General features: G+C 68.7%; 35 protein-coding genes. All 35 read right to left on the bottom strand.

Annotation, left to right across the window (positions count from 1 at the left end; translation table 11 throughout):
- Positions 1-9: 9 nt before the first annotated feature.
- The gene (gene rpsM, locus ACGFIA_RS11830) at positions 10-390 is read right to left on the bottom strand and encodes a 30S ribosomal protein S13 (protein WP_013288614.1); all 381 of its coding nucleotides are present in this window, start codon (positions 388-390) and stop codon (positions 10-12) included.
- Between the two features lie 209 nt (positions 391-599).
- A complete protein-coding gene (rpmJ, locus tag ACGFIA_RS11825; RefSeq protein ID WP_012184307.1) occupies positions 600-713 on the bottom strand; it encodes a 50S ribosomal protein L36 in 114 nt (37 codons plus the stop codon).
- 92 nt (positions 714-805) lie between these two features.
- Positions 806-1027: a translation initiation factor IF-1 gene (infA, locus tag ACGFIA_RS11820; protein ID WP_007073013.1), complete on the bottom strand. Its 222-nt coding sequence runs from the start codon at positions 1025-1027 to the stop codon at positions 806-808.
- Between the two features lie 232 nt (positions 1028-1259).
- Entirely contained in the window at positions 1260-1793 is a 534-nt protein-coding gene (locus ACGFIA_RS11815) for a DUF1707 domain-containing protein (RefSeq protein WP_357472040.1), read from the bottom strand.
- Between the two features lie 91 nt (positions 1794-1884).
- Positions 1885-2739 carry a type I methionyl aminopeptidase gene (gene map, locus ACGFIA_RS11810; protein WP_357383552.1) on the bottom strand — a complete coding sequence of 285 codons (855 nt, stop codon included), beginning with the start codon at positions 2737-2739 and terminating at the stop codon, positions 1885-1887.
- Between the two features lie 97 nt (positions 2740-2836).
- A complete protein-coding gene (locus tag ACGFIA_RS11805) occupies positions 2837-3490 on the bottom strand; it encodes an adenylate kinase (RefSeq protein ID WP_030501603.1) in 654 nt (217 codons plus the stop codon).
- Positions 3491-4819: a preprotein translocase subunit SecY gene (secY, locus tag ACGFIA_RS11800; protein ID WP_357383550.1), complete on the bottom strand. Its 1329-nt coding sequence runs from the start codon at positions 4817-4819 to the stop codon at positions 3491-3493. It lies immediately after the preceding gene.
- 236 nt (positions 4820-5055) lie between these two features.
- Entirely contained in the window at positions 5056-5499 is a 444-nt protein-coding gene (gene rplO, locus ACGFIA_RS11795) for a 50S ribosomal protein L15 (protein WP_018784561.1), read from the bottom strand.
- Positions 5499-5681 carry a 50S ribosomal protein L30 gene (rpmD, locus tag ACGFIA_RS11790; protein WP_013473693.1) on the bottom strand — a complete coding sequence of 61 codons (183 nt, stop codon included), beginning with the start codon at positions 5679-5681 and terminating at the stop codon, positions 5499-5501. Before rpmD ends, rplO begins: the two co-directional genes overlap by 1 nt.
- A complete protein-coding gene (gene rpsE / locus ACGFIA_RS11785; protein WP_013288621.1) occupies positions 5681-6295 on the bottom strand; it encodes a 30S ribosomal protein S5 in 615 nt (204 codons plus the stop codon). The genes rpmD and rpsE overlap by 1 nt, the downstream gene beginning before the upstream one ends.
- Before the next feature lie 33 nt (positions 6296-6328).
- Positions 6329-6718: a 50S ribosomal protein L18 gene (gene rplR / locus ACGFIA_RS11780; RefSeq protein ID WP_357383547.1), complete on the bottom strand. Its 390-nt coding sequence runs from the start codon at positions 6716-6718 to the stop codon at positions 6329-6331.
- Positions 6715-7257, bottom strand: coding sequence for a 50S ribosomal protein L6 (rplF, locus tag ACGFIA_RS11775; RefSeq protein WP_018784558.1), 543 nt, complete (start codon positions 7255-7257; stop codon positions 6715-6717). The genes rplR and rplF overlap by 4 nt, the downstream gene beginning before the upstream one ends.
- A 16-nt stretch (positions 7258-7273) precedes the next feature.
- Complete coding sequence (rpsH, locus tag ACGFIA_RS11770) at positions 7274-7681, bottom strand: 30S ribosomal protein S8 (RefSeq protein ID WP_013288624.1); 408 nt, start codon at positions 7679-7681, stop codon at positions 7274-7276.
- A gap of 98 nt (positions 7682-7779) precedes the next feature.
- On the bottom strand, positions 7780-7965 hold the full coding sequence (locus ACGFIA_RS11765) for a type Z 30S ribosomal protein S14 (protein ID WP_007073023.1): 186 nt from the start codon (positions 7963-7965) through the stop codon (positions 7780-7782).
- A gap of 1 nt (position 7966) precedes the next feature.
- Positions 7967-8536, bottom strand: a complete 570-nt coding sequence (gene rplE, locus ACGFIA_RS11760) for a 50S ribosomal protein L5 (RefSeq protein ID WP_013288625.1) — start codon at positions 8534-8536, stop codon at positions 7967-7969.
- Positions 8536-8856 (bottom strand): 50S ribosomal protein L24, encoded by a 321-nt coding sequence (rplX, locus tag ACGFIA_RS11755; RefSeq protein WP_013288626.1) that lies wholly within the window; start codon positions 8854-8856, stop codon positions 8536-8538. The genes rplE and rplX overlap by 1 nt, the downstream gene beginning before the upstream one ends.
- The gene (gene rplN / locus ACGFIA_RS11750; protein ID WP_007073026.1) at positions 8853-9221 is read right to left on the bottom strand and encodes a 50S ribosomal protein L14; all 369 of its coding nucleotides are present in this window, start codon (positions 9219-9221) and stop codon (positions 8853-8855) included. The genes rplX and rplN overlap by 4 nt, the downstream gene beginning before the upstream one ends.
- A gap of 97 nt (positions 9222-9318) precedes the next feature.
- Positions 9319-9594 (bottom strand): 30S ribosomal protein S17, encoded by a 276-nt coding sequence (gene rpsQ / locus ACGFIA_RS11745; RefSeq protein ID WP_357383543.1) that lies wholly within the window; start codon positions 9592-9594, stop codon positions 9319-9321.
- A complete protein-coding gene (gene rpmC, locus ACGFIA_RS11740; protein ID WP_357383541.1) occupies positions 9591-9827 on the bottom strand; it encodes a 50S ribosomal protein L29 in 237 nt (78 codons plus the stop codon). The genes rpsQ and rpmC overlap by 4 nt, the downstream gene beginning before the upstream one ends.
- Positions 9827-10252, bottom strand: a complete 426-nt coding sequence (gene rplP, locus ACGFIA_RS11735) for a 50S ribosomal protein L16 (RefSeq protein ID WP_007465292.1) — start codon at positions 10250-10252, stop codon at positions 9827-9829. Before rplP ends, rpmC begins: the two co-directional genes overlap by 1 nt.
- 3 nt (positions 10253-10255) lie before the next feature.
- Positions 10256-11128, bottom strand: a complete 873-nt coding sequence (gene rpsC, locus ACGFIA_RS11730) for a 30S ribosomal protein S3 (protein ID WP_318335719.1) — start codon at positions 11126-11128, stop codon at positions 10256-10258.
- Complete coding sequence (rplV, locus tag ACGFIA_RS11725; RefSeq protein WP_013288630.1) at positions 11128-11577, bottom strand: 50S ribosomal protein L22; 450 nt, start codon at positions 11575-11577, stop codon at positions 11128-11130. Before rplV ends, rpsC begins: the two co-directional genes overlap by 1 nt.
- A gap of 40 nt (positions 11578-11617) precedes the next feature.
- The gene (gene rpsS / locus ACGFIA_RS11720; protein WP_007073032.1) at positions 11618-11899 is read right to left on the bottom strand and encodes a 30S ribosomal protein S19; all 282 of its coding nucleotides are present in this window, start codon (positions 11897-11899) and stop codon (positions 11618-11620) included.
- 12 nt (positions 11900-11911) lie between these two features.
- Positions 11912-12751: a 50S ribosomal protein L2 gene (gene rplB / locus ACGFIA_RS11715; protein ID WP_013288631.1), complete on the bottom strand. Its 840-nt coding sequence runs from the start codon at positions 12749-12751 to the stop codon at positions 11912-11914.
- Between the two features lie 12 nt (positions 12752-12763).
- Positions 12764-13066, bottom strand: coding sequence for a 50S ribosomal protein L23 (gene rplW, locus ACGFIA_RS11710; RefSeq protein WP_013288632.1), 303 nt, complete (start codon positions 13064-13066; stop codon positions 12764-12766).
- Complete coding sequence (gene rplD / locus ACGFIA_RS11705; RefSeq protein WP_135242074.1) at positions 13063-13728, bottom strand: 50S ribosomal protein L4; 666 nt, start codon at positions 13726-13728, stop codon at positions 13063-13065. Before rplD ends, rplW begins: the two co-directional genes overlap by 4 nt.
- Positions 13725-14390: a 50S ribosomal protein L3 gene (gene rplC / locus ACGFIA_RS11700; RefSeq protein WP_357383537.1), complete on the bottom strand. Its 666-nt coding sequence runs from the start codon at positions 14388-14390 to the stop codon at positions 13725-13727. The genes rplD and rplC overlap by 4 nt, the downstream gene beginning before the upstream one ends.
- Positions 14391-14401: 11 nt before the next feature.
- Entirely contained in the window at positions 14402-14710 is a 309-nt protein-coding gene (gene rpsJ, locus ACGFIA_RS11695; protein WP_007073037.1) for a 30S ribosomal protein S10, read from the bottom strand.
- Positions 14711-15065: 355 nt separating this feature from the next.
- A complete protein-coding gene (gene tuf, locus ACGFIA_RS11690; protein ID WP_013288635.1) occupies positions 15066-16259 on the bottom strand; it encodes an elongation factor Tu in 1194 nt (397 codons plus the stop codon).
- A gap of 222 nt (positions 16260-16481) precedes the next feature.
- Positions 16482-18578: an elongation factor G gene (gene fusA / locus ACGFIA_RS11685; RefSeq protein WP_357383535.1), complete on the bottom strand. Its 2097-nt coding sequence runs from the start codon at positions 18576-18578 to the stop codon at positions 16482-16484.
- A gap of 75 nt (positions 18579-18653) precedes the next feature.
- Positions 18654-19124, bottom strand: a complete 471-nt coding sequence (rpsG, locus tag ACGFIA_RS11680) for a 30S ribosomal protein S7 (protein ID WP_013288637.1) — start codon at positions 19122-19124, stop codon at positions 18654-18656.
- Position 19125: 1 nt separating this feature from the next.
- Entirely contained in the window at positions 19126-19500 is a 375-nt protein-coding gene (gene rpsL, locus ACGFIA_RS11675) for a 30S ribosomal protein S12 (protein WP_007465318.1), read from the bottom strand.
- A 498-nt stretch (positions 19501-19998) separates the two neighbouring features.
- Positions 19999-20370, bottom strand: coding sequence for a hypothetical protein (locus ACGFIA_RS11670; protein WP_393259867.1), 372 nt, complete (start codon positions 20368-20370; stop codon positions 19999-20001).
- A gap of 347 nt (positions 20371-20717) precedes the next feature.
- Positions 20718-21086, bottom strand: a complete 369-nt coding sequence (locus ACGFIA_RS11665) for a hypothetical protein (protein ID WP_393259728.1) — start codon at positions 21084-21086, stop codon at positions 20718-20720.
- A gap of 97 nt (positions 21087-21183) precedes the next feature.
- The gene (locus ACGFIA_RS11660; protein ID WP_043328234.1) at positions 21184-25071 is read right to left on the bottom strand and encodes a DNA-directed RNA polymerase subunit beta'; all 3888 of its coding nucleotides are present in this window, start codon (positions 25069-25071) and stop codon (positions 21184-21186) included.
- Between the last annotated feature and the right edge of the window lie 60 nt (positions 25072-25131).

The raw sequence follows: 25131 nt of genomic DNA, 5'->3' as shown, positions 1-25131 counted from the left end.
CGCTCCTAGTTACTTCTTGCCGGGCTTCTTCTTGCCGGCCACGGTCCGCTTCGGGCCCTTCCGGGTCCGCGCGTTGGTCTTGGTGCGCTGGCCACGCACGGGCAGACCACGGCGGTGCCGGATACCGGCGTAGCAGCCGATCTCGACCTTGCGGCGGATGTCAGCGGCGACCTCGCGGCGCAGGTCACCCTCAACCTTGTAGTTGCCCTCGATGTGGTTCCGGAGCTCGACGAGCTCCTCGTCCGTGAGGTCCCGAACGCGCTTGTCCGGCGAGATGCCGGTCGCGGCGAGCGTCTCCAGGGCGCGGGTGCGACCGACCCCGAAGATGTAGGTGAGCGCGATCTCCATCCGCTTCTCGCGGGGGAGATCCACGCCGACTAGACGTGCCATGTGCGGGCGTACTCCTCGTGATGTTGTGGCGGAGGTGTGGACCCGCCCCACCCCGCTACCGACCGTCCCTGTCCTTCCGGCGTCGACGACGCCGGCGACCGGGACCGGTCGCTGCCCGAGCGGGCCCCGGCCTCCGACCGGGGGTCAACCACGAGGGGTACGCACTGCGTACCAACCGCGGCTGGGGCGAGTTGGTGATGTGTGGGGCGTCAGCCCTGGCGCTGCTTGTGGCGCGGGTCGGTGCAGATGACCATGACCCGGCCGTGCCGGCGGATCACCCGGCACTTGTTGCAGATCCTCTTGACGCTCGGCTTGACCTTCACGGTTGCCTTACTTCCCATCTGGCCCGGAGACGCGACGCAGCGCGACCCGGACGTCGAAGACGGACACGGGAACGTCCCGGCCGCCGTCAGGCTTACTTGTAGCGGTAGACGATGCGCCCGCGGGTCAGGTCGTACGGCGAGAGTTCGACGACGACCCGGTCCTCCGGCAGGATGCGGATGTAGTGCTGCCGCATCTTGCCGCTGATGTGAGCCAGCACCTTGTGGCCGTTCGCGAGCTCCACCCGGAACATGGCGTTCGGCAGGGGCTCGATGACCCGACCCTCGATCTCGATGGCTCCGTCTTTTTTCGGCATGTACTCCGCTGTCCTGACGTCGGTTGCTCCGGACGGCCCACAACGTCTTACACGGGTGAACTGACCAAGATCAGAAAACCCGCGCCAGCCGCGGCTCCGACTCCCACCGAAGCGCAGGGTGGGCATGGCGGAGTGGACGCTGTGCGCCGATCTGAAAGTGTACGCCGACCCGCACGCGCTCGCCAAACCGACCGGCGCGACGGTCACCCGGACGACTCAGATATGACGCAGGTCACGCGTCGGGCAGCTCCCGCTTCGCCGCTCGCCGGGCATCCCGTTCGACCCGCTTGCGCCGCCTGCGCTCGGCGTCCCGCTCCGGCACCCCGGTGGCGAGCCCCTGCGCGGTCTGGTAGAGCACCACGGCGCCCCACGGGCCGAGCACCCAGAGCGGCCAGTAGTCGTCGAACTCACCCTCACCGAGCTGGGACACGAACCAGATCGCGGTGAGGATCAGGCCCACCTTGAGCCAGGGCCCCCAGAGCCCCAGCAGCCAGGCGCCGCGCGCACCGCCCGGGTCCACCGGGGCCGGGGCGGCCCGCGGGGGCGTCACGGCGCTCTCCCCGGCCGCGCGGGGCACCGGCAGGGGACGCCCCGCCGGCCCGGTGCCGGGCAGATCGGTCAGCAGCTCGTCCAGCTCGCCGTAGGTCTTCGACGCGTACGTCCGGCGCAGCCGCTCGTCGTACTCGTGCAGGTCGAGCCGGCCCTCGTTAAGCGCCGCCCGGAGTTGCTCCGCGGTGGCCTCCCGATCCACGTCGGCCGCTCGCATCCGGTTGCGCTCCTCCATGGGAGCAAGCATGGCATCCGACCGCCAGCCAGGCACGGCGTGCCCCGCCACGCGGGCGGGCGAAACCCGCCGGTCAGGCGGCCGGGGAGTCGACGGAGGTCTGCCGCGCGGTCACCAGGTCGCCCAGGCGGGCCCGGCCGCCGTCCTCGGCGGTCAGCACCCACACGCCGTCGTCAAGCAACGCCATCGAGTGCTCGACGTGCACCGCCATCGACCCGTCCCGGGTCACCACGGTCCAGCCGTCGGACAGTTCGACGGTACGCGGCGAACCCATCGTGATCATCGGCTCGATCGCGAGCGCCATGCCCGGCACGAGGCGCGGGCCCTTGCCGGGACGCCCGTGGTTGAGCACGTGCGGGTCCTGGTGCATCTCGGTGCCGATGCCGTGGCCGCCGTAGCCGTCGACGATGCCGTACCGGCCGCCCTTGCGGACCGCGCTCTCGACCGCGTGGGAGATGTCGGTGAGCCGCCCCTTGCCGGAGGCCGCACCACGCGCCGCGGCGGCGATCCCGGCCCACATGGCGTCCTCGGCCACCGCCGTCATCCGCAGCAGCGCCGGGTCGACCTCGCCGACCGGCACCGTGACCGCCGCGTCGCCGTGCCAGCCGTCCAGCACCGCCCCGCAGTCGATCGAGATCAGGTCGCCCTCGCGCAGCACCTGCTGGGGCGACGGGATGGCGTGCACCACCTGCTGGTTGACCGAGGAGCAGATCGACGCCGGGAAGCCGTGGTAGCCCTTGAACGAGGGCACGGCACCCGCCTCGCGGATGGTCGACTCGGCGATCGCGTCCAGGTCAGCCGTCGACACGCCCGGCGCCACCGCCTCCCGCATCCGGCGCAGGGCACGGGCGACGACCAGACCGGCGGCCCGCATCAGCTCGATCTGCTCGGGGGTCTTCAGCTGGATGTCCAGCTGGGGACGGCGCATGGTGGTGATTACCTTTCGTCGCGCGTACGCGGAGCAGCGGGGCACGTCGCACGTACCCCGCTGCTCGCACTCTATCCGTCGGGTGGTGGGTGGGACCTCAGCCGCCGTACGAGCGCAGCGCGTCGATGGCGCGGACGGTGACGTCCTCCACCGGGCCGGTCGCGTCGATGCCGACCAGCTTGCCCTGGGCGCCGTAGTAGTCGACCAGCGGCGCGGTCTTCTCGGCGTACTCCCGCAGCCGGGCCGCGATGGTCTCCGGCTTGTCGTCGTCCCGCTGGAACAGCTCCGCGCCGCAGCGGTCGCAGATGCCCTCCCGGCTGGTCGCGTCGAACTCGACGTGCCAGATCTTGCCGCAGCCCCGGCAGGTACGCCGGCCGGACAGCCGCCGGATCACCTCGTCGTCGTCGACGACGAGCTCCAGCACCAGGTCCAGCGCGGTGCCGAGGTCGGCGAGGAGCTTGTCCAGCGCGGCGGCCTGCGGCGTGGTCCGCGGGAAGCCGTCGAGCAGGAAGCCCTCGCTCGCGTCCGGCTCGGCGAGCCGGTCCCGCACCATGTTGATGGTGACCTCGTCCGGGACCAGCTTGCCCGCGTCCATGTAGCGCTTGGCCTCGACGCCCAGCGGCGTGCCCTGGGAGACGTTCGCCCGGAATATGTCACCGGTCGAGATCTTCGGCACCGAGAGGTGCGCGGCGATGAACTCCGCCTGTGTGCCTTTGCCCGCGCCCGGCGGGCCAACCAGAACGAGTCGCATCTACCGCAGGAACCCTTCGTAGTTCCGCTGCATGAGTTGGCTCTCGATCTGCTTCACGGTCTCCAGACCGACGCCGACCATGATGAGCACAGCGGTGCCGCCGAACGGGAAGTTCTGGAACTGCTGGTTGTCCAGCCAGATGAAGAAGAAGTTCGGCAGGATCGCGACGATACCCAGGTAGAGCGCACCCGGCAGGGTGATCCGGCTGAGGATGAAGTCGAGGTACTCGGCGGTCGGCTTGCCGGGGCGGATGCCCGGCACGAAGCCGCCGTACTTCTTCATGTTGTCCGCGACCTCGGTCGGGTTGAACGTGATCGACACGTAGAAGTACGTGAAGAAGATGATCAGCAGGAAGTAGATCGCGATGTGCTCCGGCGCGCTCGCCTTCACGATGTGGTTCTGGATCCACGCCTGGACCTTGCCCGGGTCGTTCTGATCGAAGAACTGCAGCGCGAGCTGAGGCAGGTAGAGCAGCGACGAGGCGAAGATGACCGGGATGACGCCGGCCTGGTTCACCTTGAGCGGGATGTAGGTGGACGTGCCGCCGTACATCCGCCGGCCGATCATGCGCTTGGCGTACTGCACCGGGATCCGGCGCTGTGCCTGCTCGATGAAGGTGACAGCCGTGATGACCAGCAGGACCAGGGCGATGACCAGGAGGAACATCCCCCAGCCCTTCGTGGTCTTGATCTTCCAGCCCTCGCTGGGGAGCCGGGCCGCGATCGAGGTGAAGATCAGCACGGACATGCCGTTGCCGACGCCCCGGTCGGTGATCAGCTCACCCAGCCACATCACCACGCCGGTGCCGGCGGTCATGGTCATGACCAGGATGGTCAGCGTCAGCCAGTCCGGGATGCCGGTGCCCTTGGGCACGATCGGGAACTGGTCGCACTGGTTGTTGAACAGCTGCCCGGAGCGGGCCAGCGCCACGAACGCCGAGGACTGGAGGATGCCCAGGCCCAGCGTCAGGTAGCGGGTGTACTGCGTGATCTTGGCCTGCCCGGCCTGGCCCTCCTTGCGGAGCTGCTCCAGGCGCGGGATCACCACCGTCAGCAGCTGCAGGATGATCGACGCGGTGATGTAGGGCATGATGCCCAGCGCGAAGACCGAGAGCTGGAGCAGAGCGCCACCGGAGAAGAGATCCAGCAGGTTCAGCACGCCAGTGCTGCCGCCCTGGATCGTGTCGAGGCACTTCTGCACGTTGCCGTACGAGACGCCCGGGCTGGGCAGCGTGGCGCCCAGCCGGTAGACCGCGATGATGCCTACTGTGAACAGCAGCTTCTTGCGCAGGTCAGGCGTACGGAACGCACTGAGAAAGGCGGACAGCAACTTCTTCCTCCTGCGCGACGCGGGCCGCCGGTGACGAATCCCTGGCGGGGCGGGGTGGTGCCGGACGGAGTGTCCGGTATCCATGGCTGGGAACGGACTCTAACAGCCCGGCCCCGGTCCGGGCAGATGTGCCCGGCTACATAAACCGAATCCGATGTTACCCGGCGCACACGTGGCCGGTAGACCATGGCGCCCGCCCAGTTGCGAACAACTGAGCGGGCGCCGTGGACATCGCCTTACAGCTCCGTGACCGAGCCACCGGCAGCGGTGATCTTCTCCTTGGCCGACGCGCTGAACGCGTGCGCCGAGACCTGGAGAGACACGCCACCGAGGTCGCCCGTGCCGAGCACCTTGACCGGGTGACCCTTGCGGACCGCGCCGGCCTCGACCAGCTCGACCGGGCCGACCTGGCCGCCGTTCGGGAACAGCTCGGCCAGCCGGTCCAGGTTGACCACCTGGAACACGACCTTGAACTTGTTCTTGAAGCCCTTCATCTTCGGCAGGCGCATGTGGATGGGCATCTGCCCACCCTCGAACGCCGGCGAGATGTTCTTCCGGGCCTTGGAACCCTTGGTACCGCGACCGGCGGTCTTGCCCTTCGAGCCCTCACCGCGACCCACACGGGTCTTGTCGGTCTTGGCACCCGGAGCCGGACGCAGGTGGTGCACCTTGATCGTCATTACTCGACCTCCTCGACCTTCACGAGGTGGTTGACCGTGAAGATCATGCCGCGGATCTCCGGCCGGTCCTCCTTGACCACCACGTCGTTGATCCGCTTGAGACCGAGCGAACGCAGCGAGTCACGCTGGTTCTTCTTGGTCCCGATCTCGGACCGGACCTGGGTGACCTTCAGGCGTGCCATCAGGACGCCACCCCCGCCCGCGACGCCAGCATGGCGGCCGGCGCGACGTCCTCGACCGGCAGACCACGACGGGCCGCGACCTGCTCCGGGGACTCGAGCCCCTTCAGGGCCGCCACCGTGGCGTGCACGATGTTGATCGGGTTGGACGAGCCGAGGCTCTTGGAGAGCACGTCGTGGATGCCCGCGCACTCCAGCACGGCACGCACCGGGCCACCGGCGATGACACCCGTACCGGCGGAGGCCGGCTTGAGCAGCACCACACCGGCGGCGTCCTCGCCCGTGACCGGGTGCGGGATCGACTGGCCGATCCGCGGCACCTTGAAGAAGTGCTTCTTGGCCTCCTCGACACCCTTGGCGATCGCCGCGGGCACCTCCTTGGCCTTTCCGTAGCCCACACCGACGGTGCCGTCGCCGTCGCCCACGATCACGAGGGCGGTGAAGCTGAAGCGACGACCACCCTTCACGACCTTGGCGACGCGGTTGATCGCGACGACCCGCTCGAGGTGCGGGGTCTTCTCGACGGGCGCGTTTCCGCGGCCGCCCTCACGGCGGTTGTCGCGGCGACCACCCTCGTTGCCACCGGACCCGCCGCCACGGCGCTGTTGACCTGGCATCAGCAGCCTTCCTTCTCTCTCGTGACGGGGTTTCTAGAACTCGAGCCCGGCTTCGCGGGCGGCGTCGGCGAGCGCGGCGACACGCCCCGCGTACCGGTTGCCACCGCGGTCGAAGACGACCTTCGAGACGCCGGCGGCCTTGGCACGCTCGGCGAGCAGGGCGCCGACCTTGCCGGCCAGGGCGCTCTTGTCGCCCTCGGCGCCGCGCAGCGAGGCGTCCATGGTCGAGGCCGACGCCAGGGTGTGACCCTTGGTGTCGTCCACGACCTGGGCCACCATGTGCCGCAGGGAGCGGGTGACGACGAGGCGGGGACGGTCGGCGGTGCCGCTGACGTTCTTGCGGACCCGGAAGTGCCGACGCGCACGCCCGACGGCACGCTTGGCGGCGACGCCGCGGCGGCGCTTGAGCAGCGTGGCGCTCACTTCTTACCTGCCTTTCCAGCCTTGCGGCGGATGACCTCGCCCTGGTACTTCACGCCCTTGCCCTTGTAGGGCTCCGGCGGACGGATCTTCCGGATGTTGGCGGCGACCTCACCGACCTGCTGCTTGTCGATGCCGGCGACGTGGAACAGCGTCGGCTTCTCGACGGTGAAGGTGATGCCGTCCGGCGCCGGCACGAGGACCGGGTGCGAGAACCCGAGCGCGAACTCCAGGTCCTTGCCCTTGGCGGTCACGCGGTAACCGGTGCCGGCGATCTCCAGGCTCTTGCGGTAGCCCTCGGTGACCCCGACGATCATGTTGGCCACCAGCGTACGGCTCAGGCCGTGCAGCTCCTTGGCCTTGCGCTCGTCGTTGGGCCGGTTGACGTGCAGCTCGCCGTCCTCGCCCCGCTCCGCCGTGATCGGCTCGGCCAGCACGTGGCTCAGCTCGCCCTTGGGGCCCTTGACCTTGACGGTCCGGCCGTCGATCGTGATGTCGACGCCGGCAGGTACCGGGATCGACTTACGTCCAATACGCGACATTTCTACCTGTCTCCCGTTACCAGACGAAGGCGAGGACTTCCCCGCCAACGCTCCGCTTGCGGGCCTGCCGGTCGGTGAGCAGCCCCTGGGACGTCGAAATGATCGCCACGCCCAGTCCACCGAGCACCCGCGGGAGCCCGTCCGACTTGGCGTACACCCGGAGGCCGGGCTTGGACACGCGCTTGATGCCGGCCAGGCTCCGCTCGCGGTTCTGGCCGTACTTCAGCTCGACGACCAGTCGCTTGCCGACGGCGCCCTCCTCGGGCTCCTCGACCGACCAGGTGGCGATGTAGCCCTCGGCCTTGAGGACCTCGGCGATGTTCGCCTTGATCTTCGAGTACGGCATCGTCACCCGGTCGTGGTACGCCTGGTTGGCGTTACGCAGACGCGTGAGCATGTCTGCGATCGGGTCGGTCATCGTCATGAAAACTCGTCAACCTTTCTCGCCGGGGTTCCCCGGACCAGGCCCGGGGCCTACGGCGAAGAGACAGTTCAGCTGACGCGCCGGAGCGCGCCGGGCTATTACCAGGAAGCCTTGGACACGCCGGGCAGCTCACCGCGGTGGGCCATCTCCCGGATGCACACCCGGCAGAGACCGAACTTGCGGTAGACCGCCTTCGGACGCCCGCACCGCTGGCAGCGGGTGTACGCGCGAACCGAGAACTTCGGCTTCGCGGCCGCCTTGAGGATCAGCGCCTTCTTGGCCATCTCAGTTCTCCTTGAACGGGAAGCCCAGGAGCTTGAGCAGCGCCCGGCCCTCGTCGTCGGTCGTGGCGGTCGTGACCACCGTGATGTCCATGCCCCGCTGGCGATCGATCTTGTCCTGGTCGATCTCGTGGAACACCGACTGCTCGGTCAGACCGAACGTGTAGTTGCCGTGCCCGTCGAGCTTGCGCCCGTCCAGGCCGCGGAAGTCACGGATACGCGGCAGCGCGATCGAGAGCAGCCGGTCCAGGAACTCCCACATCCGGTCGCCGCGGAGGGTGACCTTCGCGCCGATCGGCATGCCCTCGCGGAGCTTGAACTGCGCGATGGACTTGGTGGCCCGCCGGACCTGCGGCTTCTGGCCGGTGATGGTGGCCAGGTCGCGGACGGCCCCGTCGATCAGCTTGGCGTCGCGAGCGGCCTCGCCGACACCCATGTTGACGACGATCTTGACCAGCCGCGGCACCTGCATCGGGTTGGCGAACTCGAACTGCTTCTGCAGCTCGCCCACGATCTCGTTGCGGTACCGCTCCTTGAGGCGCGGCAGGGTCTTGGTTTCGGTAGCCGTGGTCATCAGAGGTCCTTACCGGTGCTACGCGCGATGCGGACCTTCTGGCCGTTGTCGTCGATCCGGTAGCCGACGCGGGTCGGCTTGCCGTCGGAGTCCAGGACCATCACGTTCGAGACGTGGATCGGGGCCTCCTGGGTGACGATGCCACCGGTCTTGGCGCCACGCTGGGTGGTGCTGATGCGGGTGTGCTTCTTGACCCGGTTCACGCCCTCGACCAGGACCTTGTCCTGCCGCGGGTAGGCCGCGATGACCTTGCCCTTGGCACCCTTGTCCTTGCCGGCGATGACGACGACCGTGTCGCCCTTCTTGACCTTCACGGTCACAACACCTCCGGCGCGAGAGAGATGATCTTCATGAACCGCTTGTCCCGCAGCTCCCGGCCCACCGGGCCGAAGATGCGGGTACCGCGCGGGTCCCCACCGTCCTTGATGATGACGGCGGCGTTCTCGTCGAAGCGGATGTACGACCCGTCCGGCCGCCGCTTCTCCTTGGCGGTCCGAACGACGACGGCCTTGACGACGTCGCCCTTCTTCACACCGGCACCGGGGATCGCGTCCTTGACGGTGGCCACGATGACGTCGCCGATGCTCGCGTAGCGCCGACCGGAGCCGCCGAGCACCCGGATGCACAGGATCTCCCGGGCACCCGTGTTGTCGGCGACGCGCAGTCGCGACTCCTGCTGAATCACGTCTATCTCCTATGTCTGCCGGTTCTCCGGCCGCTCGGGGCGGCCGGAGCCTGGCGGAACCTGCGCCCGACCGAGACCGGCCGAGCTCGAGCCTTCGCTACTTGGCCTTCTCGAGGATCTCCACGATCCGCCAGCGCTTGGTGGCGGACAGCGGCCGGGTCTCCATGATCAGGACGCGGTCGCCGATGCCGGCCGCGTTCTGCTCGTCGTGGACCTTCAGCTTGCGCGTACGACGCATGATCTTGCCGTACAGCGCGTGCTTGACCCGGTCCTCGACCTCGACCACGACGGTCTTGTCCATCTTGTCGCTGACCACGAGGCCCTCACGAACCTTGCGGCGGGCCCGCGCGGGGGCGGTGGTGTTCTCACTCATGATGCAGTCACCTCAGTCGGCGCGGCCGAGAGACCCAGCTCACGCTCACGCATGATCGTGTAGATCCGGGCGATCTCCCGACGGATGACCTGCAGCCGCCGGTTGTTGTCCAGCTGCCCGGTTGCGGCCTGCACGCGGAGGTTGAACAGCTCCGCCTTCGCCTCGCGCAGCTTCGTGACCAGCTCCTCTTCGGAGAGCTCACGCAGCTCGGAGGACTTGACGCCCGCTGCCATCAGGATTCACCCACTTCGCGCGTAACAATGCGGCACTTCATCGGGAGCTTGTGGATCGCGCGACGCATCGCCTCTCGCGCGATCTGCTCGTTGGGGAAGGACATCTCGAAGAGGACCCGCCCCGGCTTGACGTTGGCGACCCACCACTCGGGCGAACCCTTACCGGAACCCATCCGGGTCTCGGCCGGCTTCTTGGTGAGGGCCTGGTCCGGGAAGATCGTGATCCAGACCTTGCCACCACGCTTGATGTGGCGGGTCATCGCGATACGCGCCGACTCGATCTGGCGGTTGGTCACGTACGCCGGCTCGAGAGCCTGGATCCCGAACTCGCCGAACACCACCCGGTTACCACCCTTGGACGCGCCACTGCGGTCCGGGTGGTGCGGCTTGCGGAAGCCCTTCGGGGGCTTGCGCGGCATCAGCATCTGTCAGCCCTCCTGCTGCTGTTCTGCCGGCTGGGTCGCGGCTGCCGCCACGGCGCCGGCGTCGACCGGGTCACCGGCCGGCGTCTCCGCCTGCTGCGCGATGGTGGTCGCGGCAGCCCGGCCGGCCTCGGTGCCACCGGCGGTCGTACCGGACGAGCCCGAGCGGCCACGGCGCGGCCGGTCCGGCCGGTCGCCACGGTCACGGCGCGGGCCGCGCGACGGGGCGGCCTCGGCCGGGGCCTCGCGGCCCGGGACGGCGTCGCCCTTGTAGATCCAGACCTTCACGCCGATCCGGCCGAAGGTGGTACGGGCCTCGAAGAAGCCGTACTCGATGTTGGCCCGCAGCGTGTGCAGCGGAACCCGGCCCTCGCGGTAGAACTCGGTCCGGCTCATCTCGGCGCCGCCGAGACGGCCCGAGACCTGAACCCGGATGCCCTTGCAGGCCGGGTTCTTCATCGCGGACTGCATCGCCTTGCGCATGGCCCGACGGAAGCTGACCCGGCTGGAGAGCTGCTCGGCGACGCCCTGGGCGACCAGCTGCGCGTCCGACTCGGGGTTCTTGACCTCGATGATGTTCAGCTGGACCTGCTTGCCGGTGAGCTTCTCCAGCTCGCCGCGGATCCGGTCGGCCTCCGCACCCTTACGGCCGATGACGATGCCCGGCCGGGCGGTGTGGATGTCGACGCGGACCCGGTCGCGGGTGCGCTCGATGTCGACCTTGGAGATGCCGGCGCGCTCAAGGCCCTTGGACATCATCCGGCGGATCTTGACGTCCTCGCCGATGTAGTCCTTGTAGAGCTTGTCCGCGAACCAGCGGGACTTCCAGTCGGTCGAGATGCCGAGCCGGAACCCGGTCGGGTGAACCTTCTGACCCATTACTCGGCACCCTCCGTCGTGCTCTGCTCCTCAGCCGCCGGCTTGGCCGGAGCGGCCTTCTTAGCCGACTTCTTCGGCGTGGCCGCCGCGACCGCCTCGACCGCCACGGTGATGTGGCACGTGCGCTTGCGGATCCGGTACGCCCGGCCCTGCGCCCGCGGCCGGAACCGCTTCATGGTCGGGCCCTCGTCGACGAACGCCTCGCTGACGAGCAGCGCGTCGGGGTCCAGCCGCTCGTTGTTCTCCGCGTTGGCGATCGCGCTCGCGAGCACCTTGTACACCTGCTCGCTCGCAGCCTGCGGCGCGAACTGCAGCACCGTGAGCGCCTCCTTCGCGGGCAGGCCGCGGACGAGGTTGACCACCCGGCGCGCCTTCATCGGCGAGATGCGCACGTGCCGCGCAACCGCCCGCGCGCCCGGAAGCACCGGAGCGTCGCCCTTTCCTGGCATCGCTGTAACCCCTTGTTCCTCTATCCGTATGCCCGCGGCGTCAGCGCCGGCGGCTCTTCCGGTCGTCCTTCTCGTGACCCTTGAACGTGCGGGTCAGCGCGAACTCGCCGAGCTTGTGCCCGACCATGGCCTCGGTCACGAAGACCGGGACGTGCTTACGTCCGTCGTGCACGGCGATCGTGTGACCCAGCATCTCCGGGATGATCGTCGAGCGGCGCGACCAGGTCTTGATGACGTTCTTCGAGCCCTTGTCGTTCTGCGTCTCCACCTTCTTGAGCAGGTGGTCGTCGACGAACGGGCCCTTCTTCAGGCTGCGAGGCATGTCTTATCTCCCTCAGCCGCGCTTACGCGTGGCGTAGCGGCGGCGGACGATCAGCCGGTCGCTCGGCTGGCCCTTACGACGGGTGCGGCCCTCGGGCTTACCCTGCGGGTTGACCGGGTGGCGACCACCGGAGGTCTTACCCTCACCACCACCGTGCGGGTGGTCGACCGGGTTCATGGCGACACCACGGACGGTCGGGCGCTTGCCCTTCCACCGCATCCGGCCGGCCTTACCCCAGTTGATGTTCGACTGGTCGGCGTTGCCGATCTCGCCGATGCTGGCGCGGCAGCGCACGTCCACACGCCGGATCTCACCGGACGGCATACGCAGGGTCGCGTACGCGCCCTCACGGCCGAGCAGCTGGATGCCGACGCCGGCCGAGCGGGCCAGCTTGGCGCCGCCGCCCGGGCGCAGCTCCACGTTGTGGATGGTGGTACCGACCGGGATGTTGCGCAGCGGCAGGTTGTTGCCCGGCTTGATGTCGGCGCCCGGACCGGACTCGACGCGGTCGCCCTGCTTCAGGTCCTTCGGCGCGATGATGTAGCGCTTCTCGCCGTCGGCGTAGTGCAGCAGCGCGATGCGCGCGGTGCGGTTCGGGTCGTACTCGATGTGAGCGACCTTCGCCGGCACGCCGTCCTTGTCGACCCGCTTGAAGTCGATCAGACGGTACTGGCGCTTGTGGCCGCCACCGTGGTGCCGCGTGGTGATCCGGCCGTGGGCGTTGCGTCCGCCCTTCTTCGGCAGCGGAGCCAGCAGCGACTTCTCCGGCGTCGACCGGGTGATCTCGGCGAAGTCGGCAACGCTCGAGCCACGCCGGCCCGGCGTCGTCGGCTTGTACTTACGGATAGCCATTGTCTACACCCCTCAGCTGACCGGGCCGCCGAAGGCCTCGATACGGTCACCGTCAGCCAGCTTCACCATCGCGCGCTTGGTGTCCTTGCGCTTGCCGAACCCGGTACGGGTCCGCTTGCGCTTGCCCTCGCGGTTGAGCGTGTTGACCGTCAGGACGCGGACGTTGAAGATCTGCTGGATAGCGATCTTGATCTCGGTCTTGTTGGCGTCCGGGTGCACCAGGAAGGTGTACCAGTTGCGGTTCAGCTCGCTGTAGCTCTTCTCCGAGACGACCGGCGCGACGATGACGTCACGCGGATCGGCGATCGTGCTCACTTGCCATCCTCCTCGGTGGTCTCGGCGGGCACGCCCAGGAACTCGTCCAGGGCCTCCTTCGTGAAGACCACGTCGTCGGCCACCAGCACGTCGTAGGTGTTGAGCTGGCCGGCCTCGATCAGGTGCACCCGGCTGTCCCGCGCGTTGCGCAGGTTCCGCAGCGACACCCAGTTCAGCTCGTCGGTGCTGCTCAGCACGACCAGGACCCGACGGGCCTCGGTGAGCTTGGTCAGCGTGGCCAGGGCCGCCTTGGTGGACGGCTTCTCGCCGGAGACGAACGCCTCGACGACGTGCACCTGGCCGGCGCGGGCCCGGTCGGAGAGGGCGCCACGCAGGGCGGCGGCCTTCATCTTCTTCGGGGTGCGCTGGCTGTAGTCGCGCGGCACCGGGCCGTGGACCACGCCACCGCCGGCGAACTGCGGCGCGCGGGTCGAGCCCTGGCGGGCACGACCGGTGCCCTTCTGCTTGTACGGCTTCTTGCCTCCACCGGAGACCTCGCCGCGGGTCTTCGTCTTGTGCGTACCCTGACGGGCCGCCGCGAGCTGGGCCACCACGACCTGGTGCATCAGGGCGATGTTGGCCTGCGCGTCGAAGATGTCGGCCGGCAGCTCGACGGAGCCGCTCTTGGCGCCTTCGACGTTGATGACGTCAACGGTGGTCACTTGGCCGCACCGCCCTTCTTCACCTTCGCCTTGGCCGCGGTGCGGACCAGGACCAGCGCGCCCTTCGGGCCGGGGATGGCACCGCGGACGAGCAGGAGGTTGTTCTCGGTGTCGACCGCCTGGACGGTCAGGTTCTGGACGGTGTAGCGCACGCCACCCATCCGGCCCGCCATCCGGGTGCCCTTGAAGACGCGACCCGGGGTCGCGCAGGCGCCGATCGAGCCGGGCGAGCGGTGCTTGCGCTCGACACCGTGGCTGGCGCGCAGGCCGTGGAAGCCGTGCCGCTTCATCGGGCCGGCGTAGCCCTTGCCCTTGGTCTTTCCGGTCACGTCGATCACGACGCCGGCCGGGAACTCCTCGACCGTGACCTCGTGGCCCGGCGCGTAGTCCGCGGCGTCGGAGGTGCGCAGCTCGACGATGTGCCGGCGCGGCGCGACGTCCGCCTTGGCGTAGTGCCCGGCGAGCGGCTTCTTGACCTTGCGCGGGTCGATGACCCCGTACGCCAGCTGGACCGCGGAGTAGCCGTCCTTGTCGGCGCTACGAACCTGGCTCACGACGCACGGGCCGGCCTGAACCACGGTCACGGGCACAACCTTGTTGTTGTCCCAGACCTGGGTCATGCCGAGCTTGGCGCCCAGGATCCCCTTGACTTGCCTGTCCATTTGTCCGGTCCCTACAGCTTGATCTCGATGTCGACGCCAGCCGGCAGGTCGAGGCGCATGAGCGAGTCGACCGTCTTCGGGGTCGGGTCGATGATGTCGATCAGACGCTTGTGCGTACGCATCTCGAAGTGCTCGCGCGAGTCCTTGTACTTGTGCGGCGAGCGGATGACGCAGAAACGGTTGATCTCCGTGGGCAGCGGCACCGGGCCAGCGACCTGCGCCCCGGTACGCGTCACCGTCTCGACGATCTTCCGAGCCGAGGAGTCGACGACCTCGTGGTCATAGGCCTTGAGCCGGATGCGGATCTTCTGTCCCGCCATGGTGGCTTCTGTTCCTTCTCTCGATGCCGCTGTGTTGCGGGCGCCTGCACCGGCTGGCACAGGCCCACTTCCGCCGACCCCCGCGGTCGGGCGTGTCGCGCCCGTGGGCCAGGCTCCGCCCCGGGACTCCGGAGCGATTCTCTGACCACGCGGTGGGTCATGGCGCCGATCGCGGGGACCGCGACCTGGACGCCGCGCGAGGGTGGTTGACCGCCGATGGCGATCAACCACCCTACGCGAGACAGTCTGACTCCCGGAGGTCCAGCGTTAACCGGACGCAGGCGACCGACTGTCGTTACGCAACCTGACTAGTATGCCGCACGACCGGCGGCGACGCTAATCGGGGTTACCCAGCTCACTTGATGATCTTGGTGACGCGACCCGCGCCGACCGTACGACCACCCTCGCGGATCGCGAACTTCAGGTTCTCCTCCATGGCGATGGGCTGGATCAGCTTCACCGTCATCGAGGTGTTGTCGCCCGGCATGACCATCTCGGTGCCCTCAGGCAGCGTGACGACGCCGGTGACGTCCGTGGTCCGGAAGTAGAACTGCGGGCGGTAGTTCTGGAAGAACGGGGTGTGCCGGCCGCCCTCCTCCTTGGAGAGGATGTAGACCGTCGCCTCGAACTCCGTGTGCGGGGTCGTGGTGCCCGGCTTGATGACGACCATGCCGCGCTCGACGTCCTCGCGCTTGATGCCACGCAGCAGCAGACCGACGTTCTCACCCGCGCGGGCCTCGTCGAGCAGCTTGCGGAACATCTCGATGCCGGTGCAGGTGGTCTTCATCGACTTCTCACGGATGCCGACGATCTCCACCTCCTCGTTCGGCTTGAGGATGCCGCGCTCGGCGCGACCGGTGACCACGGTGCCGCGGCCGGTGATCGTGAAGACGTCCTCGATGGGCATGAGGAACGGCTTCTCGGTCTCGCGCTCCGGCTGCGGGATCGCGGTGTCCACGGCGTTCATCAGGTCCAGGAGCTTCCCGGTCCACTCCGGGTCGCCCTCCAGGGCCTTCAGCGCCGAGACCCGCACGACCGGCAGGTCGTCACCCGGGTACTCCTGCGAGGAGAGCAGCTCGCGGACCTCAAGCTCGACGAGCTCCAGGAGCTCCTCGTCGTCGACCATGTCGCTCTTGTTGAGCGCCACGACGATGTACGGCACACCGACCTGACGGGCCAGCAGCACGTGCTCGCGGGTCTGCGGCATCGGGCCGTCGGTCGCCGCCACCACCAGGATCGCGCCGTCCATCTGCGCGGCACCGGTGATCATGTTCTTGATGTAGTCGGCGTGACCGGGGCAGTCGACGTGCGCGTAGTGACGCGCCTCGGTCTGGTACTCGACATGCGCGATGGAGATCGTGATGCCGCGGGCCTTCTCCTCCGGCGCCTTGTCGATCTCGTCGAACGGCGTGTACGGGTTCAGGTCCGGGTACTGGTCGTGCAGGACCTTGGTGATGGCCGCCGTCAGCGTCGTCTTACCGTGGTCGATGTGACCAATGGTGCCGATGTTGACGTGCGGCTTAGTCCGCTCGAACTTCGCCTTCGCCACTGGGTCCTCCTGTGGACTTTCTTGGTTCGTTCGCCCCGGCGCGCCGTTCGGCGCTTAGGACTCTGTCGACAGCCTTTCCGGCCGGAAGGCCGGAGAGCTTTTGTGGGTTCTGCGGCGATGAAGCCTACAGGCCCGGTCTCACGCAATCCGATCGAGGTGGCCGCGGGCGGGAGAACCCTCCCGCGACCGCCCCCGTGTCATCGGATCAGCCGAGGGTGAGTGTCACTCACCCGTCGCCTTGGCGATGATCTCCTTGGCCACCGAGTTCGGAACCTCGGCGTAGGAGTCGAACTGCATGCTGTAGCTAGCCCGGCCCTGGGTCTTCGACCGCAGGTCGCCGACGTAGCCGAACATCTCCGACAGCGGCACCAGAGCCCGGACGACGCGAGCGCCGCTGCGCTCCTCCATCGCCTGGATGATGCCACGCCGGGAGTTGAGGTCGCCGATGACGTCACCCATGTTCTCCTCAGGAGTGGTGACTTCAACGGCCATCATCGGCTCGAGGAGAGCGGGGTCGGCCTTGCGGGCCGCCTCCTTCATCGCCATCGAGCCGGCGATCTTGAACGCCATCTCCGACGAGTCGACCTCGTGGTACTGGCCGTCCACCAGGGTGAGCTTGACGCCCACCAGGGGGAAGCCGGCGAGGATGCCGTACTGCATGGCGTCCTGCGCACCCGCGTCCACCGAGGGGATGAACTCCCGGGGGATGCGGCCACCGGTCACCGCGTTGGCGAACTCGTAGGTCGGGGCGTCGTTGCCGAGCGGCAGCGGCTCCACGCTGATGATCACGCGGGCGTACTGGCCGGAACCACCGGTCTGCTTCTTGTGGGTGTACTCGACCTTCTCCACCTTGCGGCGGATGGTCTCGCGGTACGCCACCTGCGGCTTGCCGATGTTCGCCTCGACGTTGAACTCGCGGCGCATCCGGTCGACCAGGATGTCCAGGTGCAGCTCGCCCATGCCGGAGATGACCGTCTGACCGGTCTGGTCGTCCAGCTTGACGCGGAAGGTCGGGTCCTCCTCGGCCAGCCGCTGGATGGCGGTGCTGAGCTTCTCCTGGTCGGCCTTGGTCTTCGGCTCGATGGCCACCTCGATGACCGGCTCCGGGAAGGTCATCGACTCCAGGATGACCGGGTTCGCCGGGTCGCACAGGGTGTCACCGGTGGTGGTCTGCTTCAGACCCTGCACCGCGATGATGTCGCCGGCCTGGGCGGAGCTGCGCTCCTCCCGCTTGTTGGCGTGCATCTGGTAGATCTTGCCGATCCGCTCCTTGCGGTCCTTGGTGGAGTTGATCACCTGAGAACCGGACTCGAGCGTGCCGGAGTAGATCCGGACGTACGTCAGCTTGCCGAGGTGCTTGTCGGTCTGGATCTTGAAGGCCAGGCCGGAGAACGGCTCGGAGACCGCGGGCTTCCGCTGCAGCGGGGTCTCGCCGTCGGTGGCCGTACCCTCGATCGCCGGGATGTCCAGCGGCGAGGGCAGGTACGCGACGACCGCGTCCAGCATCGGCTGGATGCCCTTGTTCTTGAAGGCGGTACCGGTGAGGACCGGGTTGGCCTTGCCGGCGATGGTGGCCCGGCGGATGGCGGCCTTGATCTCGTCGACCGAGATCTCCTCGCCCTCGAGGTACTTCTCCATCACCGAGTCGTCGACGTCGGCGAGGGTCTCCATCAGCTTCTCGCGCCACTCGGCGGCGGAGTCGGCGAGGTCGGCCGGGATCTCCTCGACCGCGTAGTCCTCACCCTTCTGGGTCTCGCCGCGCCAGGTGAGCGCGCGCATCTCGACCAGGTCGACCACGCCGATGAAGTCGGACTCGGCGCCGATCGGGATCTGCAGGACCAGCGGGGTGGCGTTGAGCCGGTCGATCATCATCTGCACGCAGCGGAAGAAGTCGGCACCGGTCCGGTCGAGCTTGTTGACGAAGCACATCCGGGGGACGTTGTACTTGTCCGCCTGCCGCCAGACGTTCTCCGTCTGGGGCTCCACGCCGGCCACGCCGTCGTAGACCGCGACCGCACCGTCCAGAACACGCAGCGACCGCTCGACCTCGACCGTGAAGTCGACGTGGCCGGGCGTGTCGATGATCTGGATCGTGTGGCCCTTCCACTCGCACTTGGTGGCGGCGGAAGTGATGGTGATACCGCGCTCCTGCTCCTGCTCCATCCAGTCCATGACGGCGGCGCCCTCGTGGACCTCACCGATCTTGTACGTGATGCCGGTGTAGAACAGGATTCGCTCGGTGGTGGTGGTCTTACCGGCATCGATGTGGGCCATGATGCCGATGTTGCGTACGTTGGCGAGCGCGTCTGCGGCGGCCACTTCAATCCCTACTTATCGTCGTCTCGACACAACTGGTGGCGGTTCCGGCGCCGGTGGGCGCCGGAACCTCAGGTGTTACCAGCGGTAGTGCGCGAAGGCCTTGTTCGACTCGGCCATCTTGTGCGTGTCCTCACGCCGCTTGACGGCGGCGCCGAGGCCGTTGCTCGCGTCCAGCAGCTCGTTCATCAGCCGCTCGACCATGGTCTTCTCGCGCCGGGCCCGGGAGTAGGTCACCAGCCAGCGCAGACCGAGCGTGGTCGCGCGGGACGGCCGGACCTCGACCGGAACCTGGTAGGTGGCGCCACCGACACGGCGGCTGCGCACCTCGAGGGTCGGCTTGACGTTGTCCATCGCGCGCTTGAGCGTGACGACCGGATCGGTGCCGGACTTCTCGCGGCAGCCCTCCAGGGCGGCGTACACGATGCGCTCGGCGAGCTGACGCTTGCCGCGCAGCAGGATCTTGTTCACCAGCTGGGTGACCAGCGGCGAGTTGTACACCGGGTCAGCGACCAGCGGCTTCCGCGGAGCGGGTCCCTTACGCGGCATGTCAGCTCTTCTCCTTCTTCGCGCCGTAACGGCTGCGAGCCTGCTTGCGGTTGCGGACACCCTGGGTGTCCAGCGAGCCGCGCACGATCTTGTACCGCACGCCGGGCAGGTCCTTCACACGACCGCCGCGCACGAGCACGATCGAGTGCTCCTGAAGGTTGTGGCCGACGCCCGGGATGTAGGCGGTCACCTCGATCTGGCTGCTGAGCTTGACACGAGCGACCTTGCGCAGCGCCGAGTTCGGCTTCTTCGGGGTGGTGGTGTACACGCGGGTGCACACGCCGCGCCGCTGGGGAGACCCCTTGAGCGCCGGGGTCTTGGTCTTGGTCGTCTTGGCCTGACGGCCCTTTCGGACCAACTGCTGAATGGTGGGCACCGGGTTTCTCCGCTCCCTTCGGCCGCTGCGAGGCGACCGCGCCGTCTGCTCCAGCCGTCCGGATGGGCGGCTCTCCTACATTCCAACCAGGGCCGCCTGACGGCACCCCAGCACCCGCGGTCGGGCGTGTCGCCCGAGTCACGGCCCGGTGTCGGCCGTGAGGCGTCGTACCGGATCTTCGGTCTTGGTGGTGCGATCGCGCGATCACCGGCTGACCGGTTCCAGCGCACGCACGCATTGCCCGGGCGGGCCCGGGCACAAGGGGAAAGAGTACCTACCACAGCCGCGCCGGTCAAAACGGATGGGTCGGAGAAGGACCGCTGTGCGGTCCGCCGCCCGGCCTCCGGGTCGCCGATGCGCCGGTGATGGGCACCTACAGTGACAAGTGTACCGGCTCGTCCGTCGCGCGGCCGGGCGGCCCCGGGACCGCCCGGCCTTCGGGCACCCGGACATACCGCTCAACCCCGGCCACCGGCCGCAGGCGTCGCGGACACGACCTCAGGTGATCTGCACCACCAGAGCCAGCGCGAGCCCGATCAGGCCGAACAACAGGCCCGCCGCGCCGCAGGAGATCCCGGCCACGGCCAGGCCGGCGCCGGTGAACCGGACCGCCGGTGGCGGCGGCTGCCGCCGGACCTGCCGCCGGGCGAGCAGGCCGGCCACCACCGCACCGACCCCGATCAACCCGCCGAGCACCGTGAACGCGCCCGCCGCCCAGGCGCCGCCGACGTTGCGGCCGGCCAGGCCGAAACACAGCACCAGCAGCGACACCCCGATCGCGGCGAGCCCGGCGACGAGCGACCCGATGGCCAGGCCCGAGGTGACCGGCGGCACGTCGAGGTGGACCACGCCGAACGGCGTACCCGGCACCGCGTCGACCCGCTTCGGCGGCCGGGGCGCCTCGGCCGGCGGCGGCGGAAGCGCCGGCCCGCCGTGCGGACGCCAGCCGCCGTGGCCGGGCGCGCTCCCCGGCGCCGCCCACCCGCCACCGTGCGCCGGCAGACTCCCCGGGTACGCCCCGAACGCCGGTTGGTGCGCGGGCGCGGACGCGGGACCCGGCGGGTACGGCCCGGGGCGGTTCGGGTCGCCTCCCGGCGCAGCCGGTTCCGTCACGGGATCCTCCTGTCCACACGCGCCCGCCGCGCGGCGGACACCGGCCAGGCTACCGTCGCCGATCACGGCCGGGTGGGCGGGCGCGGGCCCGCTCCCCCACCGGGTCAGTCGAAGTTCGGCGCGAAGTCGTGGCCGAACGAGGCGTCCGCGTGCCGGACCACACCGATCACCACCGCGGCGACCACCGCGGCGGCGGTGAGCACCAGGCCGGTCCGCGCCATCTGCTCGCCGCGCCGCAGCCAGTCCGCGCCGGTGAGGTAACCACCCGAGGCGTACGCCTCCCGGCGGGCCTGCCGGGCCAGCATGAGCGCGATGGTCGCCGGCACCGCGCCGCCGATGAAGCACCCGGTGAGCGCACCGATCAGCCCGAGCGCGAAGACCGCGCGGGCCTTGGTGGAGCGGACCGGCTCCGGATCGTGCGGATGGCGGTACGCCTGCGGCACGGCAGGCGCCGGCCCGGGCACTGTCGTCATGCCCTCCATCATGCCCCGGATCCCGCGCACCGGTCCCGGCACCGCGGACGCGACGAGGCCCCCGGCGGATGCCGGGGGCCTCGTCGTTTCCTACTGCTTAGCGGTACGACCCGAAGTCGAAGTCGTCCAGCGGAACCGCCTGGCCGCTGGCCGGCCCGAAGCCGTAGTCGGTCTCCGGGTAGCCGGTCATCGAGTAGACCTTGGCCTTCGCCTCCTCGGTCGGCTCGACCCGGACGTTGCGGTACTTGCTGATGCCCGTACCGGCCGGGATGAGCTTACCGATGATCACGTTCTCCTTGAGGCCGATCAGCGAGTCGCTGCGGGCGTGGATCGCCGCGTCCGTCAGCACCCGGGTGGTCTCCTGGAAGGAGGCCGCCGACAGCCAGGAATCCGTGGCCAGCGAGGCCTTGGTGATACCCATCAGCACCGGGCGACCGGCGGCGGGCTCGCCACCCTCGCCGACGAGCCGGCGGTTCTCCGACTCGAACAGCGCCCGGTCGACAAGCACACCCGGCAGGAACTCGGTCGAGCCGGAGTCGATCACGGTCACCCGCTTGAGCATCTGGCGGATGATGATCTCGATGTGCTTGTCGTGGATGAGCACACCCTGCGAGCGGTAGACCTCCTGGACCTCCTGGGTCAGGTGGACCTGGACCGCGCGCGGGCCGAGGATGCGCAGCAGCTCGTGCGGGTCGATGGTGCCCTCGGTGAGCTTCTCGCCGACCTCGACGTGGTCGCCGTCGTGCGCCCGGAGCCGGACCCGCTTCGAGATCTTGTCGTAGACGATCTCGTCGCTGCCGTCATCCGGGATGACCACGATCTTGCGGGACCGCTCGCCGTCCTCGATCCGGATGCGGCCGGGGGTGTCGGCGATGGGCGCCTTACCCTTCGGCACCCGGGCCTCGAAGATCTCCTGGACACGGGGCAGACCCTGGGTGATGTCCTCACCCGCGACACCACCGGTGTGGAAGGTACGCATCGTCAGCTGCGTACCCGGCTCACCGATCGACTGGGCGGCGATGATGCCGACCGCCTCGCCGACGTCCACGGTCTTGCCGGTCGGCAGCGAGCGGCCGTAGCACGCACCGCAGACGCCCAGCTTCGACTCGCAGGTGAGCACGCTGCGCACCCGCACCGTCTCGGTCCCGGCGGCGACGATCGCGTCCACCAGGATCGAGTTGATGTCCTGGCCGCGGTGCGCCACCACGGTGCCGTCCGGCCCCTTGATGTCGTCGGCCAGCGTCCGGGCGTGCACGCTGGTCTCGGCGTGCTCGTGCACGACCAGCTTGCCGTCGATGCGCTCGCCGACCTGCATCGGGATGGCGCGGTCGGTGCCGCAGTCCTCCTCGCGGATGATGACGTCCTGCGAGACGTCCACCAGACGCCGGGTCAGGTAACCCGAGTCGGCGGTACGCAGGGCGGTGTCCGCGAGACCCTTGCGGGCACCGTGCGTGGAGATGAAGTACTCCAGCACGGACAGACCCTCCCGGTACGACGCCTTGATGGGTCGCGGGATGATCTCGCCCTTGGGGTTGGCCACCAGACCACGGATCGCCGCGATCTGCCGGAGCTGGAGCAGGTTACCGCGGGCACCCGAGTTGATCATCTTCCACAGCGGGTTCTCCTGCGGCAGCGCGGTGTCCATCTCCTTGGCGACCTCGTTTGTCGCCTTGGTCCAGATCTCGATGAGCTCGCCGCGGCGCTCCTCGGCGGTCATCAGACCACGCTGGTACTGCTTGTCGATCCGGTCGGCTTCCTTCTCGTACCGCTCCAGGATCTCCCGCTTGCGCGGCGGAGCGATGACGTCCTCCATGCCGATGGTGACGCCGGACCAGGTGGCCCAGTGGAAACCGGCCTCCTTGAGCCCGTCCAGGGTGGCCGCCAGGGCCACCTTCGGGAACCGCTCGGCGAGGTCGTTGACGATCGCGGAGAGCTGGCCCTTGCGGATCTCGTAGTTCACGAAGCGGTAGCCCGGGGGCAGCGTCTCGTTGAACAGGACCCGGCCCAGCGTGGTCTCCACGGTCACCGGCTCGCCCTCGGTCCACCCCTCGGGGGCGGTCCACGGCTCGGCGCCGGCGCCGTTGTCCACGCCGACCACGTCGCGCAGCCGGATCCGGACCGGCGCCTGCAGGTGCAGCTCGCCGTTGTCGTACGCCATCCGCGCCTCGGCGTCCGAGCTGAACGCCCGGCCCTCGCCCTTGCCACCCGGGGTGAGGTGGGTGAGGTGGTAGAGACCGATGACCATGTCCTGGGTGGGCATGGTGACCGGCTTGCCGTCGGCCGGCTTGAGGATGTTGTTCGACGACAGCATCAGGATCCGCGCCTCGGCCTGGGCCTCGGCGGACAGCGGCACGTGCACCGCCATCTGGTCACCGTCGAAGTCGGCGTTGAACGCGGTGCAGACCAGCGGGTGGATCTGGATGGCCTTGCCCTCGACCAGCTGCGGCTCGAAGGCCTGGATGCCCAGACGGTGCAGGGTCGGCGCGCGGTTCAGCAGCACCGGGTGCTCGCCGATGACCTCTTCCAGCACGTCCCACACGACCGGCCGCTGCCGCTCGACCATCCGCTTGGCGGACTTGATGTTCTGGGCGTGGTTGAGGTCGACCAGCCGCTTCATCACGAACGGCTTGAACAGCTCCAGCGCCATCTGCTTGGGCAGGCCGCACTGGTGCAGCTTGAGCTTCGGGCCGACCACGATGACCGAACGGCCGGAGTAGTCGACGCGCTTACCCAGCAGGTTCTGGCGGAACCGGCCCTGCTTGCCCTTGAGCATGTCGGACAGCGACTTCAGCGGCCGGTTACCCGGGCCGGTGACCGGACGACCACGACGGCCGTTGTCGAACAGCGCGTCGACGGCCTCCTGGAGCATCCGCTTCTCGTTGTTGACGATGATCTCGGGCGCGCCGAGGTCGATCAGCCGCTTGAGGCGGTTGTTCCGGTTGATCACACGCCGGTACAGGTCGTTCAGGTCGGAGGTCGCGAAGCGGCCACCGTCGAGCTGCACCATCGGGCGCAGGTCCGGCGGGATGACCGGGACGCAGTCCAGCACCATGCCGAGCGGCGAGTTGCGGGTGTTCTGGAACGCCGCGACGACCTTGAGCCGCTTGAGCGCCCGGATCTTCCGCTGGCCCTTGCCGGAGCGGATCGTCTCGCGCAGGTTCTCCGCCTCGGCCTCCAGGTCCATGTTCTGGACCAGGGCCTTGATCGCCTCGGCGCCCATGCTGCCGGTGAAGTACTCACCGAAGCGGTCGCGCAGCTCGCGGTAGAGCAGCTCGTCGGTGACCAGCTGCTTCGGCTCCAGCTTGCGGAAGGTGTCGAGGACCTCGTCGAGGCGGTCGATCTCGCGCTGGGCCCGGTCGCGGATCTGGCGCATCTCGCGCTCTCCGCCCTCCTTGACCTTGCGCCGGACGTCCGCCTTCGCGCCCTCGGCCTCCAGCTCGGCCAGGTCGGCCTCCAGCTTGGCGGCCCGCTTCTCGATCTCCGAGTCGCGGCTGTTCTCCGCCTGCCGCTTCTCGGCCAGGATCTCGTTCTCGATGGTCGAGAGGTCGCGGTGACGCGCTTCGGCGTCCACGCTCGTCACGACGTACGAGGCGAAGTAGATGATCTTTTCGAGGTCCTTCGGGGCGAGGTCCAGCAGGTAACCCAGCCGGCTCGGCACGCCCTTGAAGTACCAGATGTGGGTCACCGGAGCGGCCAGCTCGATGTGACCCATCCGCTCCCGGCGAACCTTGGAGCGGGTCACCTCGACGCCACAGCGCTCGCAGATGATGCCCTTGAATCGGACCCGCTTGTACTTACCGCAGTAGCACTCCCAGTCCCGCTGCGGACCGAAGATCTTCTCGCAGAAGAGCCCGTCCTTCTCCGGCTTGAGGGTGCGGTAGTTGATGGTCTCGGGCTTCTTTACCTCGCCGTGGGACCACTGACGGATGTCGTCAGCGGTGGCGAGGCCGATGCGCAGCTCGTCGAAGAAGTTGACGTCGAGCACTATGTCCCCTATGTCGTCGTCTGTACTGCTAGCTAACGAGTGGGATCCGGGGCAGGGTCA

It is taken from the genome of Micromonospora sp. NPDC049203 (assembly GCF_043197215.1).
Lineage (GTDB): Bacteria > Actinomycetota > Actinomycetes > Mycobacteriales > Micromonosporaceae > Micromonospora.
This window is presented reverse-complemented; position numbering and strand designations above follow the sequence as displayed.

Bases quoted from the DNA above. Each gene is read 5' to 3' on its own strand.
- rpsG (WP_013288637.1), bottom strand. From the start codon at position 19,124: ATGCCGCGTAAGGGACCCGCTCCGCGGAAGCCGCTGGTCGCTGACCCG.
- rplB (WP_013288631.1), bottom strand. From the start codon at position 12,751: ATGGCTATCCGTAAGTACAAGCCGACGACGCCGGGCCGGCGTGGCTCG.
- map (WP_357383552.1), bottom strand. From the start codon at position 2,739: ATGCGCCGTCCCCAGCTGGACATCCAGCTGAAGACCCCCGAGCAGATC.
- rpsM (WP_013288614.1), bottom strand. From the start codon at position 390: ATGGCACGTCTAGTCGGCGTGGATCTCCCCCGCGAGAAGCGGATGGAG.
- rplC (WP_357383537.1), bottom strand. From the start codon at position 14,390: ATGGACAGGCAAGTCAAGGGGATCCTGGGCGCCAAGCTCGGCATGACC.
- rplP (WP_007465292.1), bottom strand. From the start codon at position 10,252: ATGCTGATGCCGCGCAAGCCCCCGAAGGGCTTCCGCAAGCCGCACCAC.
- rplV (WP_013288630.1), bottom strand. From the start codon at position 11,577: ATGCCAGGAAAGGGCGACGCTCCGGTGCTTCCGGGCGCGCGGGCGGTT.
- infA (WP_007073013.1), bottom strand. From the start codon at position 1,027: ATGCCGAAAAAAGACGGAGCCATCGAGATCGAGGGTCGGGTCATCGAG.
- rpmD (WP_013473693.1), bottom strand. From the start codon at position 5,681: ATGGCACGCCTGAAGGTCACCCAGGTCCGGTCCGAGATCGGGACCAAG.
- rpsJ (WP_007073037.1), bottom strand. From the start codon at position 14,710: ATGGCGGGACAGAAGATCCGCATCCGGCTCAAGGCCTATGACCACGAG.
- rpsE (WP_013288621.1), bottom strand. From the start codon at position 6,295: ATGCCAGGTCAACAGCGCCGTGGCGGCGGGTCCGGTGGCAACGAGGGT.
- rpmC (WP_357383541.1), bottom strand. From the start codon at position 9,827: ATGGCAGCGGGCGTCAAGTCCTCCGAGCTGCGTGAGCTCTCCGAAGAG.
- ACGFIA_RS11765 (WP_007073023.1), bottom strand. From the start codon at position 7,965: ATGGCCAAGAAGGCGCTGATCCTCAAGGCGGCCGCGAAGCCGAAGTTC.
- rpsC (WP_318335719.1), bottom strand. From the start codon at position 11,128: ATGGGTCAGAAGGTTCACCCGACCGGGTTCCGGCTCGGCATCTCGACC.
- rpsS (WP_007073032.1), bottom strand. From the start codon at position 11,899: ATGCCTCGCAGCCTGAAGAAGGGCCCGTTCGTCGACGACCACCTGCTC.
- rplE (WP_013288625.1), bottom strand. From the start codon at position 8,536: ATGACCACGGCTACCGAAACCAAGACCCTGCCGCGCCTCAAGGAGCGG.
- rplO (WP_018784561.1), bottom strand. From the start codon at position 5,499: ATGACGATCAAGGTGCACCACCTGCGTCCGGCTCCGGGTGCCAAGACC.
- ACGFIA_RS11665 (WP_393259728.1), bottom strand. From the start codon at position 21,086: ATGACGACAGTGCCCGGGCCGGCGCCTGCCGTGCCGCAGGCGTACCGC.
- rpsH (WP_013288624.1), bottom strand. From the start codon at position 7,681: ATGACGATGACCGACCCGATCGCAGACATGCTCACGCGTCTGCGTAAC.
- rpsQ (WP_357383543.1), bottom strand. From the start codon at position 9,594: ATGAGTGAGAACACCACCGCCCCCGCGCGGGCCCGCCGCAAGGTTCGT.
- ACGFIA_RS11805 (WP_030501603.1), bottom strand. From the start codon at position 3,490: ATGCGACTCGTTCTGGTTGGCCCGCCGGGCGCGGGCAAAGGCACACAG.
- ACGFIA_RS11815 (WP_357472040.1), bottom strand. From the start codon at position 1,793: ATGCGAGCGGCCGACGTGGATCGGGAGGCCACCGCGGAGCAACTCCGG.
- rplF (WP_018784558.1), bottom strand. From the start codon at position 7,257: ATGTCGCGTATTGGACGTAAGTCGATCCCGGTACCTGCCGGCGTCGAC.